Origin of the sequence: Vogesella indigofera (assembly GCF_003633895.1) — a bacterium.
GTDB classification, from domain to species: domain Bacteria; phylum Pseudomonadota; class Gammaproteobacteria; order Burkholderiales; family Chromobacteriaceae; genus Vogesella; species Vogesella indigofera.
Genome location: NZ_RBID01000015.1, coordinates 217,339 through 229,826, shown reverse-complemented (window position 1 = coordinate 229,826; position 12,488 = coordinate 217,339). Strand labels below are relative to the sequence as shown.

Below are 12,488 nucleotides of genomic sequence, written 5' to 3'. Positions count from 1 at the left end.
TTCGCTTTTGGCGGATGGCGCCGGTGGACGGCTTACCGCAGGCGTGGGGAATGCAGGGAATGCAGGGAGTGCAAGAAGTGCCGGAAACGGCTCAGTCGCCGGGCAGCGTCTCGCGCGGCAATTGCAGCCGCTGGCGCAGGCGGTCGAATACGCCCTCGCGCTGCAGCTGGCGGAACAGGCGGGCATAACGGCGGCTTAGTTGCGGCGCGGAGCCGGGGCTGAACGCGAGGTAGAGCGGGGTGGACAGTGCCGGCAGCGGCAGCACCGGCTGCAGCAGGCGCGGGTCCAGGCCCAGTTCGCGTGTCCGCCAGGCCAGCACCAGATGATTGGAGAACGGGAGCAGGTCGATGCGGCCGGCGTACAGCTTGCGGATATTGGACAGGTCGTCGCTGCTTTGCTGCAGGTTGCGCTCGTAGGCAAAGCCCTGTTGCAGCAGGTAGTCCGCCTTCATGTCCCGCGCGGTCACGCCCAGCTGCCAACGCTGGGCTTCTTGCAGCGTGGCGGGGTTGACCTCGGGGCGGTCGGCCAGGCGCCACAGTCTGGCGTCACCGCTGGCGATGCGCCCGATCCAACCGTAGCGCGCTTCGCGTTGCGGCGTGCGGCCAAGGCAGAAGATCAGCAGTCCGGGCGTGGTTTCCGCCATCTGGTAGGCGCGCGGCCACGGCAGGAACTGCACCGCCAGCGTATCGCCGTTGCGCGCCGCCAGCGCTTGTGCTGCTTCCAGCGCCAGCCCCCACGGTGCCGGCTGCTCGCTCTGGAACGGTGGAAATTCGGTGGTGACGGCGTGGATGACGGCCGCCGTGGCCGGAGTGGACAGCAACAGCAGGCACAGCAACAGCGATAACAGCGGGCGCGGCATCATGATGCCCTGATGATTTTTTGACAAACGGCAGCATGAACGCAAGCCGGGCAATCTTCAAGCATTCCAGCATGGCGCAGCGCAGCGTAAGTCCCTAAAATGGGGCGGTTATCCCCACAGCCGCTACGCTGGAGAACACATCAATGGCTATCATCCGTCAGGAAGACTTTATCCAGAGCATCGCCGATGCTTTTCAGTACATCAGTTGCTATCACCCCAAGGATTACATTGACGCGCTGTACAAGGCGTATCAGCACGAGGAAAGCCCTGCCGCCAAGGACGCGATGGCGCAGATCCTGATCAACAGCCGCATGTGTGCCGAAGGCCGCCGCCCGATCTGCCAGGATACCGGTATCGCCGTGGTGTTCCTGAAGGTGGGCATGAAGGTGCAGTGGGACAGCACCCTGTCGGTACAGGAAATGGTCAACGAAGGCGTGCGTCGCGCCTACAACAACCCGGACAACAAGCTGCGCGCCTCGGTGCTGCTGGATCCGGCCGGCCTGCGCAAGAACTCCAAGGACAACACCCCGGCGGTGGTGCACTTCGAGATCGTCGAAGGCGACGGCGTGGAAGTGATCTGTGCCGCCAAGGGCGGCGGCTCGGAGAACAAGTCCAAGTTCTACGCACTGAACCCGTCCGACAGCATCGTGGACTGGGTGATCAAGACCGTGCCGACCATGGGCGCCGGCTGGTGTCCGCCGGGCATCCTCGGTATCGGCATCGGCGGCACACCGGAAAAGGCGATGCTGCTGGCCAAGGAATCGCTGATGGACCACGTCGACATCCACGAGCTGAAGGCGAAAGCCGCCAGCGGCGCGGAACTGAGCAAGGTCGAAGCGCTGCGCCTGGAAATCTTCGAGAAGGTGAACGCGCTGGGTATTGGCGCGCAGGGCCTGGGTGGCCTGACCACGGTGCTGGACGTGAAGATCCTCGACTACCCGACCCACGCGGCATCGTTGCCGGTGGCGATGATCCCGAACTGCGCCGCCACCCGCCACATCCACTTCCATCTCGATGGCAGCGGCCCGGCGCACCTGGAAACGCCAAAGCTGGAAGACTGGCCGGAAATCACCTACGACACCAGCAACGGCAAGCGTGTCGACCTGAACAACATCACCCCGGAAGAAGTGGCCAGCTGGCAGCCGGGCGACGTGCTGCTGCTCAACGGCAAGATCCTGACCGGCCGCGACGCCGCGCACAAGCGCATGATCGACATGCTGAACAAGGGCGAGAAGCTGCCGGTGGACTTCACCAACCGCTTCATCTACTACGTCGGCCCGGTGGACCCGGTGCGTGACGAAGTGGTCGGCCCGGCCGGCCCGACTACCGCCACCCGCATGGACAAGTTCACCCGCCAGATGCTGGAGCAGACCGGCCTCTTGGGCATGATCGGCAAGGCCGAGCGCGGCCCGGCGGCGATCGACGCCATCCGCGACAACAAGGCGGTGTACCTGATGGCGGTCGGCGGCTCGGCTTACCTGGTGTCCAAGGCGATCAAGGCCTCGAAAGTGGTCGGCTTCGAAGACCTGGGCATGGAAGCCATCTACGAGTTCGACGTGCAGGACATGCCGGTGACCGTGGCCGTGGACTCCTGTGGCACTTCGGTGCACAACACCGGCCCGGCCGAATGGCGCGTCAAGATTGGCAAGATTCCGGTCGCCACCGCCTGATGCGGGTTGCGGCCAACGTTGGCCGCAAACAGGAAAACCGCCTGTCCCCGTTATGGGGGCAGGCGGTTTTTCATGGGTTTGCCGACGGCTTAGCGCGTGGCGTACACCCACTGCTTGCCCTTGGCATCAAACGCCATCACCTGGTAGGGCTGCTTGACGCCGGTTTCCATGCCGGGGCTGCCCTGTGGCATGCCGGCCACCGCCAGGCCGCGAATGGCCGGTTTCTCGCGCAGTACTTTCTGCACCAGGTCGGCCGGCACGTGGCCCTCGAATACGTAGCCGCCGATGCTGGCGGTGTGGCAGGAGCGCAGCTTGTCCGGCACCTGCAGCTTGTCCTTGATCGCGGCCATGTCGCTGCGGTTTTCGCTGTGCAGCGGCAATTGCTGGCTGGCCATGTGCTCGGCCCACTTGCTGCAACAGCCGCAGTTGGGGGCCTTGAACAGGGTGGCGACCGGCGCGGCCAGCACCGGCAGGGAAAGCGCCAGCAGGGTGCCGGCGCGGAACAGGGATCGGATCAGCATGGGGAGCCTCGTCGGGAATAGGGGGGCAGGTGGCCAGTGACAGACCCTGGCCGGCGTCACTGGTTCCCGTCGTGGTCAGGCGGTCAGTTGCACGCTGCTGCCGCTATTGCTGTCGTCGTCGCTGCTGTAGGCGCGCAGCATCGCCATCAGCCGCATCATGATGCGACCATCCTGCTCGCTGTCGGCACTGGCCACGCTGCTGTTTTCGCTGTCACTGCCGCTGCTGCCGCGTTGTGCCTCTTCGTAGGCGATGCTTTCCGCGAAGCTGACCTTGCCGTCCTGGTTGCTGTCGGCGCTGTCGAAGTTTTCTGCCAGCGCGGCGAAGCGGGCCGCCGCCACACTGTCGCCGGCCTCGCTGGCGTCGGCAGCCATCGCCGACAACTGCTCCTGTTCCAGCCCGGCGTCGTCCTCGCCGCCGGCGGGCGGTGGCGGTGGCATACCCTGCATGCCGCCCGCCATCATCATGCCGCCCATGCCCTGGCTGCGCATGGCGTTGAACTGGTTGTCCAGTTCTTCCGCCAGCTCTTTTAGACGTGTGCTCAGCTCGCTCTTGCTGACCTTGCCGTCGCTGTCGCTGTCCAGCGCGCTGAACAGGTCTTCATTGTCGCTGCCAAAATCGCTGGCTTCGAGATAACCCTGGTTGTCGGTATCCAGCTTGCTGAAGATCTCGCTGGCCATCTGCTCGCCGTCCGGGCGTTTCATCGCGCGCGGACCGCCACCCATGCCACTCATGCCGGGCAGGTAGCTGCTGCCGACACTGCTGATTGCGCTGCTCATTGTCATGCTCCTCGTCTCGCCTGCGGAATCCCCGCCGGCCATGCGGCACTGCTGCGGGTGATGACAATTTATAGGCAGTGTGTCAACGCCATTTATCCGCTTTGTATCAAAGCTGATACAAAGCGCCGTGCGCGTCGCGCGGCAGGGTCAGGCGCGCGATCAGGCCGCCCTGCGGCGCATTGTGCAGCGTCAGCGTGCCGCCCATGCGCCGCGCCGCGTCGCGGGCGATGGCGAGGCCGAGGCCGACGCCGCCGGTGTGGCGGTTGCGCGATTCTTCCAGCCGCACGAAGGGCTCGAATACCGAGCTCATGCGGTTTTCCGGAATGCCGGGGCCGTGGTCGCGGATCTCGATGCCCACCGTATCGCCGGTTTGCTGCAGGTGGATGTCGGCGCGCTCGCCGTAGCGCAGCGCATTTTCCAGCAGGTTGTCGAGGCAGCGGCGCAGGCTGCCCGGCAGCGTCAGCAGGCTGTCGGCGTGGCCGTCGACGCTGACGTGGTGGCCCTGTTCCTGCGCGTCTTCGGCCAGCACCTGCAACAGCGCGGTGATGTCCAGCATCTGCCAGCTTTCCTGCTGCGACTCGTCGCGCAGGTAGGCCAGCGTCGCGTCCAGCATCGCGGTCATGTCGTCGATGTCCTTGCCCAGCCTGGCCTGCAGCGCGGTGTCGTCCAGCTGCGCGCTGCGCAGGCGGATGCGGGTCAGCGGCGTGCGCAGGTCGTGCGAGACCGCGGCGAGGAAACGGCTGCGCTCCGCCATCTGCTGGCGCAGCTTGTCCTGCATGCGGTTGAACAGCCGCGCCGCCTGCCGCGTTTCCTGCGGCCCGCTTTCCTCGATTGGCGGTGCCTCCAGATTGTCGCCCAGCCGCGCCGCGGCCTGGGTCAGCTGCTGGATGGGGCGCGCCAGCCGTCGTGCGCCGTACCAGGCCAGCAGGCCGATGATCGCCAGCGTCACCAGCTGTGCCAGCCAGAACGGTGCCGGAAAGCGGTTGCGATTGTCCGGTGGCGGCGGTGGCTGTCGCGCGGCGTCGCCGGGCGCCAGGGTTGGCCGCAGGCTGGTGCCGGGGGCGGTACGCTCCAGCGGCGGGCGCGGCGGCGGCTCGTCGCGCGAAAAGTGCGGTCCGAAAAACAGCAGCAGGCTGGTCATCACCAGATGGGTGGTCAGCAGCGCCGCCACCACCAGCCCGAACAGGCGGGTGAAGACGGTATCGGGAATCAGGCGTTTCATTGGCGTACCTTGCAGTCAAACAGGTAACCCTCGCCGCGCACCGTTTTCAGCAGGCGCGGCGCTTTCGGGTCGTCGCCCAGCTTCTGGCGCAGGCGCGATACCAAGAGGTCGATGCTGCGGTCGAAGGCCTCCACCGTGCGTCCGCGCGCCGCGTCCAGCAGCTGCTCGCGGCTGAGGATGCGCTGCGGCCGTTCCAGAAAGGTGCACAGCAGCCGGTATTCGGCGTTCGACAGCGGCACCAGCAGCTGCTGCGGGGTGGTGAGTTCGCGCTTCAGGTGGCTGAGCGTCCAGCCGTCGAAGTGCACGTCCTGCTGCGGATTGGCGCTGCCGCCGGCGGCACTGCGCAGGCTGCGTCGCAGCACGGTGTGGATGCGCGCCACCAGCTCGCGCGGGTCGAACGGCTTCACCACGTAGTCGTCGGCGCCCAGCTCCAGCCCCACCACGCGGTCGGTCGCCTCGCCGCGCGCGGTGAGCATGATGATCGGCAGCTCGCCCTCGCTGCGGATCTGGCGACACAGCGCCAGGCCGTCCTCGCCGGGCAGCATCAGGTCCAGGATCACCAGATCGAAGCGCTGTTCGGCCAGCGCCGCGCGCATCGCCACGCCGTCGCCGACGCAGGTGCAGTGCATGGCGTAGGCCTGCAGGTACTGGCCGAGCAGGCTGCGGATCTCCGGATCATCGTCAACAATCAACAGGCGGGTGGCGGGGCTGGTCATGCGGGCTTCCGTTTCGGTTCGGTGGTGAGCAGCCGTGATTATGGCTGATCCTGCGGCGCCGCCGGCGCGGCAAGTTCGCTGTTCATGTGCGCCAGCAGGCATTGCCGCACCAGACTGGCCTGTTGCGGGTCGAGACTGTCGAGGAAGGCGAGCCACGCCGCGGGCAGGTTGGCCGCGCTGTCGCTGGCCGCCACGCTGGCGCGCAGCGCCGCCGACAGGCTGCTGCTGCCGTTTTCCAGCTGCCGGCGCAGGGTCAGCTGCGCCTGTTGCCGCGCCTGGCGGCGGGTGGCCTGCTCGCTGAGTTCGGCGATGTCGGCCTTCAGCCACAGCGCCTGCTGTCTGGCGTCCAGTTGCAGATAGGGCAGCAGCGGCTCCAGCTGGCCGCCGAGGCCCGGTCGCGGGTGATGGGCGCCGCTCTGGTGGGGCGGCGGAGCGGCCGGCGGCAGCTGCGCCAGCGCGCCGTGCAGCACGGTCAGGCAGAGCAGGGTGGCGAGCAGGCGCGGCAGGGCAGGGCGTTGCATCATGGCTTCCTTGGCAAGTGACGGGGACAGGTGACGGGGGCATCCCCACAGCCTGCAGTGTCCGCCGCCGCCGTGTCGGTGCGTTGTCGGCTTTGTATCGGGGCTGACACAGTCGCGCCGCCGTAACAAGCTGATGGCGCAATCGGTCCGCAGCCGGTCGGCTTTACGCCTCGCGGCCAACGTTGGCCGCAGCCACAATGGCGTTGTTCCCCTGCCACTACCAAGGAAGCTGCCATGTCCCGTTCCGCCCTGCTTGTGATTGATGTCCAGGATTCCTTCCTGCAACGCCCGTACTGGGATGCCGCTGCCTTGCCCGCGTTTCGCGACAAGCTGCTGGCGCTGATCGCCGGCGCCCGTGCGCGCGGTCTGCCGGTGGTGCATGTGCTGCACGAGGAGGGTGACGGCCCGTTCGGTGCCGCCTCCGGCCTGGTGCGGCCGATGGCGTGGCTGCCGGACGGCGCCGATGTCACCTTTACCAAGCACGTGCACAACGCGTTTACCGATACCGGCCTGCAGGCGTGGCTGGCGGCGCGCGGCATCGACCGCTTGATCGTCAGCGGCATCCGCAGCGAGCAGTGCTGCGAAACCACCACCCGCGTCGGCAGCGATCTCGGCTTTGCCGTCGATTACGTGTCGGAGGCGACGCTGACCTTTGCCATGACCCATCCCGTCAGCGGCCGCGTCTACAGCCCGGAGGACATCATCGCCCGCACCGAGCTGGTGCTGGCCGGCCGCTTTGCCGAGATCCACAGCGTCGACAGCGTGCTGGCACGGCTGGACGCGGAGGAGGTGTGCCATGCTTGAACTGCGCCCCGGTTGCGAGGCCTGCGATACCGACTTGCCCGGCGACAGCGAGCGGGCGCTGATCTGCAGTTTCGAGTGCACCTTCTGCCACGACTGCGCGGCAAAGCTGCACCAGCTGTGTCCCAATTGCGGCGGCGAGCTGCGGCCGCGGCCGCGGCGGGTGGGCGCGAAACTGGCGGCCAACCCGGCCAGCAGCCAGCGCGTGGTCAAGCCGCGCCAGCTGTAGCCGTGCAATCGTGAACACACTGTTGCTGTTGCCACTGGCATCGGTGGCGTAAGGTAACAGACCGGGTTCACCCGCCCGGCCGCCGCGGTGGCCGGGCACAACTTCGCAGGAGCAAAGGCCATGAACTGGCAAGACCGACTGATCGCCCTCGCCATCGTCGCGGTGTGGGGCTTCAATTTCGTGGTGATCAAGTGGGGCGTGGCCGGCGTGCCGCCGTTCCTGCTCGGCGCGCTGCGCTTTGCCGCGGCGGCGGGCATCGGCCTGTTGTTCGTGCGCCGCCCCAACATCCCGTGGCGCTGGCTGGCGTTGTATGGCCTGACCATGGGGCTGGGGCAGTTTGCCTGCCTGTTTTCGGCGATGAAACTGGGCATGCCGGCCGGCCTCGCTTCCATCGTGCTGCAGTCGTCCGCCTTCTTCACCCTGCTGATCGGCATGGCCTGGCTGCGTGAGCGCTTCAGCGGCTGGCAGCTGGGCGGGCTGGTGGTCGGCGGCTGCGGCCTGTACCTGATCGGCGGCCTCGGCGCCGCCGGCCTGCCGCTGGCCGGCTTTGTGCTGACCCTGTGCGCCGCCGCCTGCTGGGCGTTTTCCAATGTGGTGGTGCGCCGCATCGTCGGCGCCGGTTACCAGCCGGACATGCTGGGGCTGGTGGTGTGGGGTAGCCTGGCACCGATCGTGCCGTTCTTCGCGCTGTCGGCCATGTTCGAGTCGGCCAGTATCGACTGGGCGCAGGTGCTCAGCGGCAAGAGCCTGTTCGCCATCGGCTATCTGGCGCTGATCGCCACCCTGTTCGGCTACGGCCAGTGGAGCAAGCTGCTGTCGCGCCATGCGGCCAACGTGGTGGCGCCGTATTCGCTGTTGGTGCCGCTGGTGGGGGTGTTGTCCTCGGCGCTGGTGCTGGGCGAGCGCCTCAGCTTCTGGCAGCTGGCCGGCGGCGTGGTGCTGGTGTCCGGACTGGCCATCAATATGTTCGGTCCGCGGCTGCTGGCCTTGCTGCGCAAACCGCAGCCGGCGTAAGGTTGGCCGCATGGCAAACGACCTCACCCTGCGTCCGCCCGGTGCGGACGATTTTGCCGCCTGGCTACCGCTATGGGACGGCTATAACGCCTTTTACGGCCGCCACGGCGCCAGCGCGCTGCCGCCCGCCATCAGCCGGCTCACCTGGCAGCGCTTTCTCGATCCGGCCGAGCCGGTCCATGCGCTACTGGCCTGGCAGGGCGGGCAACTGCTGGGTCTGGCGCACTATCTCTTTCACCGCAATACGCTGATGCCGCACCACGCCTGCTACCTGCAAGACCTATTTACCGTGCCCGAGGCACGGGGCAGGGGCGTGGCCCGCCAGCTGATTGCCGCCGTGGCCGACGCGGCGCGCCAGGCCGGCAGCCCCAGCCTGTACTGGCATACGCACCACGGCAACCATGCCGCGCGCCAGTTGTATGACCGCGTGGCGCGCGATACCGGCTTTGTGGTGTATCGCCAGACTTTTTAACTCCCGAAGGACGCGATTATGAAACTGTACCGACTGCTGACCGGCCCCGACGACGCCGCCTTCTGCCACCGCGTCAGCGAGGCGCTCAACCGCGGCTGGCACCTGCACGGCAACCCGGCGCTGACCTTCAACGGCGAACGGGTGATCGCGGCGCAGGCGATCGTAAAAGAGGTCGATGGCGAGTATGCGCCGGAGATCCGGCTGGGGGAGTTGTAAGCTGAAATATTGCTAGGGATTATTTTGTGATAAAGAAAAAGAGCGATTTCTGTGTTTTGTGTGGAAAATTACCGCCGTATGGTAAGAAAGGTGATCATATTCCTCCAATCAGCATTTATTCGGTGGCCGAGCGAACCTCTGCGCGATATAGATTTAATGCAGTTCCTGCATGTGAATCCTGTAATGCAGAGGGGAAAGTAAGTGATGAAGTTTTGAAATTATTTATTGGACTTTCGACTGGAGAGTATAGAGATTTCCAAGATGAATTAATTGAGTCATTTGGGAAGACTTTGCAAAAAAATTCAAGAATTTCAAATGAATTTTTTGAAAGTATTTCCGAGTGGTTTCCTGATGGTGGAGCTGTTTCTGGTCGGAAATTTGGTGCTGTATTTGATCGTAATCTTTGTGAAAAATCATTGGGGCGAATATGTCGTGGAATGTATTGGTTTATGACGGAAAATATTTATCCCAATGATGGTTTGATAGAAATTTTCTTTCCGTGCGATCAATTCTACCAGTCAGTTTCTAATAATGTTGCAGATATTAATGTTAAGCGATCTGAAGAGGTTAATGGCGGCACTTTTAGATGTAATGTTTTTGATTTTTCTGGTTTTGAAATAATGGAAATGGTGTTTTTTGGAAAGTTAACTATTTTTGCAAATTTAAATTCTGATAAATAGGGGTTTTGGTGAAGAACGTCTATTTCCTGCTTACCCCGCGCTATCTGGCGCTGGATTTCGTCGGCCCGGCCGAGGCGCTGCGCATGGCGATCGACGAGGGTGCGCCGTTTCGCCTGCACGTTGCCGGACCAGAGCCGGAGTGCGTCAGCTCGCTGGGGCTCACGTCGCTGATCGCGCCGCTGCCGCAGGCACTGGCCGATGGCAGCCTGGTGATCCTGTGCGGCACGGTGGACGAGGATGCCGACTACGCCACGCCGGCGGCGCAGCGGCTGATCGACTGGCTGCAGCAGCACATCACGCCGCAGGTGAGCCTGGCGACGGTGTGCTCCGGTGCGCTGTTGGCCGGCATGGCCGGGCTGCTCGACGGCCGCGCCTGCACCACCCACCACAGCCTTACCGCCAAGCTGGCGGCGCTGGCGCCGAAGGCGCGGGTGCTGGACAACCGCGTGTTTGTCGAGGACGGCCACATCGCCACCTCGGCCGGCATCACCACCGGCATGGATCTGGCGCTGGCGCTGATCGAGCGCCACGCCGGTGCCGACATCGCCGCCCGCGTGGCGCGACGCATGGTGCTGTACAGCCGCCGCGCCGGCGACGATCCGCAGCTGTCGCCGTGGCTGGCGTTCCGCAATCACCTGCACCCGGCGGTGCACCGCGCGCAGGACCTGATCGCGCGCGATCCGGCGCTGCGCTGGCCGGTGGAGGCGTTGGCCGAGCGCGTCCATCTCAGCCCGCGCCATCTGACGCGGCTGTTCCGCGAGCAGGCCGGCGTCGGCATCGTCGAATACCAGCAGCGGCTGCGGGTGGCGGTGGTGCGCCAGCTGTTGCAGCAGGGCGTGGCGGTGGAACGCGCCGCCGAAGGCGCCGGTTTTGCCTCGGCGCGCGACATGCGGCGGGTGTGGCACAAGTTCGAGAGCGTCAATCCCGGTCAGCTGGCCTGAGTGCGGGGCTGGCTGGCGCTAGCGCCAGTTGAAGTTCAGGCTGCGCGTGCCGTGGTTGCCCAGCTGCACGTTGCGCTGCTGGCGCATGCCCATATAGCTGGCGTCCACCCGATAGCTGCCGGCCGGCAGGTCGGCATACAGCAGTGGCCCGACCTGTTGCAGCGACAGCACCGGCTGTCCCTTGCTGGTGCGGATGTCGACATCGACGCCGACCACATACTGGCCGGCTCCTTCGGAGAAGGTCAGGTGCAGGCTGTAGCCGGCACTCTGTTTGATGGCCTGCGATTCGTCCTGGCCGACGCCGCCACTGAGATAGGCGATGCCGTTTTGCTGCTGTATTTGCAGATTCGCGGCCTGCAGCGTGGCAGGCATGGTGTCTTCTGCGTGCAGCGCCAGCGGGGCCAGCCCGAGCAGCAAGCCCAGCATCAGCGCTGAATACTGTTGTGAGTGGATGGTGTTCATGATCAAGACTCCTTGCGGGCAGGGCGCCCGCTCTTGTCGCCGCCGCGCGGCGCTGGCGTTGCCAGCCGCTTACCTGCTTGTGCAGGCAGCTAGCGGTAGCGATGGGGTGTGCGGCCAGCGCCAACTCGGAGAGGGGCGCGTTCAGGCTCGCAATTGAGTACAAGAGTGCGACACGCGGGGTGTCATGTCGGTGCGGTGGCGCACATGTATTGTGGCGTCTGGCCGCATCCGCCCCTTGGGCGGCCAAGGTTGGCCGCAATGGTCGTCAACCTGCCGAGGTTGACGCTGGTGTGGTGCCGGCAATCCTGCAGCCGGCACGATAACCCCGTACAATCCGGCCATTGTTTTTGCGGTATACCTCATGATAGCCACACCCAAACCAACCGGCAAAGCCGGTCTGCACCCGCGCAATGCGCATCGCCAACGCTATGATTTCGCGGCGCTGATCGCCAGCCTGCCGGAGCTGGCCGCTTTTGTGCGTCCCAACGACTATGGCGACGACAGTGTCGACTTTGCCGATCCGGCCGCGGTCAAGGCGCTGAACCGCGCGCTGCTGGCGCACTATTACGGCATCGGCTTCTGGGATCTGCCGCCGGGCTACCTGTGCCCGCCGATCCCGGGCCGTGCCGACTACATCCATCATCTTGCCGACCTGCTCGCCGCCTGCAATGGCGGCACCGTGCCGCCGCGCGTCAACGTACTCGACGTCGGCGTCGGCGCCAACTGCGTGTACCCGATCATCGGCCGCAGCGTGTACGGCTGGCGCTTTGTCGGCAGCGACATCGATCCGGTGTCGCTGAAAGCGGCGAAGGCGATTGCCGATTTCAACCCGGTGCTGTCCGGCGCGCTGACGCTGCGCTTGCAGCCGGAGGCGAACAAGGTGTTTGCCGGCGTCATCCAGCGCAAGGACCGTTTCGACGTCACTCTGTGCAACCCGCCGTTCCATGCCTCGGCGGAAGAAGCCGAGGCGGTGTCGCGGCGCAAGGTCACCAACCTCACCGGCGAGGTGCCGGACAAGCCGGTGCTGAACTTCGGCGGCCAGCATGCCGAGCTGTGGTGCGACGGCGGCGAAGTCACCTTCCTGCGCACCATGGCGCAGGAGAGCCGCGAGTTTGCCGAACAGTGCTGCTGGTTCACCTCGCTGGTGTCGCGCGAGGCGCATCTGCACGAGCTGTACCGCCAGCTGCGCAAGCTGGGCGCCAAACAGGTCAAGACCGTCAACATGGCACAGGGGCAGAAGATCAGCCGTTTCGTGGCGTGGACCTTCCTCGACAACGCGGCGATGGCCGAGTGGCGCGAGGAGCGCTGGCAGGGCTGAAGCCTGGCCGCGGTCAGCGCTACATGAAAAACCCCGCCGGCGCTGCCGGGCGGGGTTTTTTGTTGCCGG

16 protein-coding genes are annotated in these 12,488 nt (G+C 65.4%); 9 read left to right on the top strand and 7 right to left on the bottom strand.

Going from position 1 to position 12,488, the window contains the following annotated elements:
* Positions 1–91: 91 nt before the first annotated feature.
* Positions 92–862: a type 2 periplasmic-binding domain-containing protein gene (locus tag C8E02_RS11115; RefSeq protein ID WP_120810822.1), complete on the bottom strand. Its 771-nt coding sequence runs from the start codon at positions 860–862 to the stop codon at positions 92–94.
* A 140-nt stretch (positions 863–1,002) separates the two neighbouring features.
* On the opposite strand from C8E02_RS11115, the gene C8E02_RS11110 reads away from it, so the two are divergent.
* Positions 1,003–2,529, top strand: coding sequence for a fumarate hydratase (locus C8E02_RS11110; protein ID WP_120810821.1), 1,527 nt, complete (start codon positions 1,003–1,005; stop codon positions 2,527–2,529).
* Positions 2,530–2,618: 89 nt separating this feature from the next.
* Here the strand turns inward: C8E02_RS11110 and C8E02_RS11105 are convergent, their stop codons facing one another.
* The 5 genes from C8E02_RS11105 to C8E02_RS11085 all read right to left on the bottom strand — a co-directional run bounded on the left by C8E02_RS11105 (position 2,619) and on the right by C8E02_RS11085 (position 6,286).
* Positions 2,619–3,050: a DUF411 domain-containing protein gene (locus tag C8E02_RS11105; protein ID WP_120810820.1), complete on the bottom strand. Its 432-nt coding sequence runs from the start codon at positions 3,048–3,050 to the stop codon at positions 2,619–2,621.
* A gap of 75 nt (positions 3,051–3,125) precedes the next feature.
* The gene (locus tag C8E02_RS11100) at positions 3,126–3,827 is read right to left on the bottom strand and encodes an EF-hand domain-containing protein (RefSeq protein ID WP_170152145.1); all 702 of its coding nucleotides are present in this window, start codon (positions 3,825–3,827) and stop codon (positions 3,126–3,128) included.
* Positions 3,828–3,933: 106 nt separating this feature from the next.
* Positions 3,934–5,049: an ATP-binding protein gene (locus C8E02_RS11095; protein WP_120810818.1), complete on the bottom strand. Its 1,116-nt coding sequence runs from the start codon at positions 5,047–5,049 to the stop codon at positions 3,934–3,936.
* Positions 5,046–5,765: a response regulator gene (locus C8E02_RS11090; protein ID WP_120810817.1), complete on the bottom strand. Its 720-nt coding sequence runs from the start codon at positions 5,763–5,765 to the stop codon at positions 5,046–5,048. The genes C8E02_RS11095 and C8E02_RS11090 overlap by 4 nt, the downstream gene beginning before the upstream one ends.
* A gap of 38 nt (positions 5,766–5,803) precedes the next feature.
* A complete protein-coding gene (locus tag C8E02_RS11085) occupies positions 5,804–6,286 on the bottom strand; it encodes a hypothetical protein (RefSeq protein ID WP_170152144.1) in 483 nt (160 codons plus the stop codon).
* A gap of 234 nt (positions 6,287–6,520) precedes the next feature.
* Here C8E02_RS11085 and C8E02_RS11080 point away from each other — a divergent pair, with 234 nt between their 5' ends.
* The 7 genes from C8E02_RS11080 to C8E02_RS11055 all read left to right on the top strand — a co-directional run bounded on the left by C8E02_RS11080 (position 6,521) and on the right by C8E02_RS11055 (position 10,639).
* Positions 6,521–7,090: an isochorismatase family protein gene (locus C8E02_RS11080; RefSeq protein ID WP_120810815.1), complete on the top strand. Its 570-nt coding sequence runs from the start codon at positions 6,521–6,523 to the stop codon at positions 7,088–7,090.
* Positions 7,083–7,316, top strand: a complete 234-nt coding sequence (locus C8E02_RS11075; protein WP_120810814.1) for a DUF1272 domain-containing protein — start codon at positions 7,083–7,085, stop codon at positions 7,314–7,316. Before C8E02_RS11080 ends, C8E02_RS11075 begins: the two co-directional genes overlap by 8 nt.
* A 120-nt stretch (positions 7,317–7,436) precedes the next feature.
* Positions 7,437–8,330, top strand: coding sequence for an EamA family transporter (locus C8E02_RS11070; protein WP_120810813.1), 894 nt, complete (start codon positions 7,437–7,439; stop codon positions 8,328–8,330).
* A gap of 10 nt (positions 8,331–8,340) precedes the next feature.
* Positions 8,341–8,802, top strand: coding sequence for a GNAT family N-acetyltransferase (locus C8E02_RS11065; protein WP_120810812.1), 462 nt, complete (start codon positions 8,341–8,343; stop codon positions 8,800–8,802).
* Positions 8,803–8,820: 18 nt separating this feature from the next.
* Positions 8,821–9,018 carry a DUF1737 domain-containing protein gene (locus C8E02_RS11060; RefSeq protein WP_047965661.1) on the top strand — a complete coding sequence of 66 codons (198 nt, stop codon included), beginning with the start codon at positions 8,821–8,823 and terminating at the stop codon, positions 9,016–9,018.
* 26 nt (positions 9,019–9,044) lie between these two features.
* Positions 9,045–9,698, top strand: a complete 654-nt coding sequence (locus C8E02_RS17250; RefSeq protein WP_147424487.1) for a hypothetical protein — start codon at positions 9,045–9,047, stop codon at positions 9,696–9,698.
* 8 nt (positions 9,699–9,706) lie between these two features.
* Positions 9,707–10,639, top strand: coding sequence for a GlxA family transcriptional regulator (locus C8E02_RS11055; protein WP_211329224.1), 933 nt, complete (start codon positions 9,707–9,709; stop codon positions 10,637–10,639).
* 18 nt (positions 10,640–10,657) lie between these two features.
* On the opposite strand, the gene C8E02_RS11050 is transcribed toward C8E02_RS11055, so the two are convergent.
* On the bottom strand, positions 10,658–11,101 hold the full coding sequence (locus tag C8E02_RS11050) for a carboxypeptidase regulatory-like domain-containing protein (RefSeq protein ID WP_120810810.1): 444 nt from the start codon (positions 11,099–11,101) through the stop codon (positions 10,658–10,660).
* A 361-nt stretch (positions 11,102–11,462) separates the two neighbouring features.
* On the opposite strand from C8E02_RS11050, the gene rlmF reads away from it, so the two are divergent.
* Positions 11,463–12,419: a 23S rRNA (adenine(1618)-N(6))-methyltransferase RlmF gene (rlmF, locus tag C8E02_RS11045; protein ID WP_245961128.1), complete on the top strand. Its 957-nt coding sequence runs from the start codon at positions 11,463–11,465 to the stop codon at positions 12,417–12,419.
* Positions 12,420–12,488 lie beyond the last annotated feature (69 nt).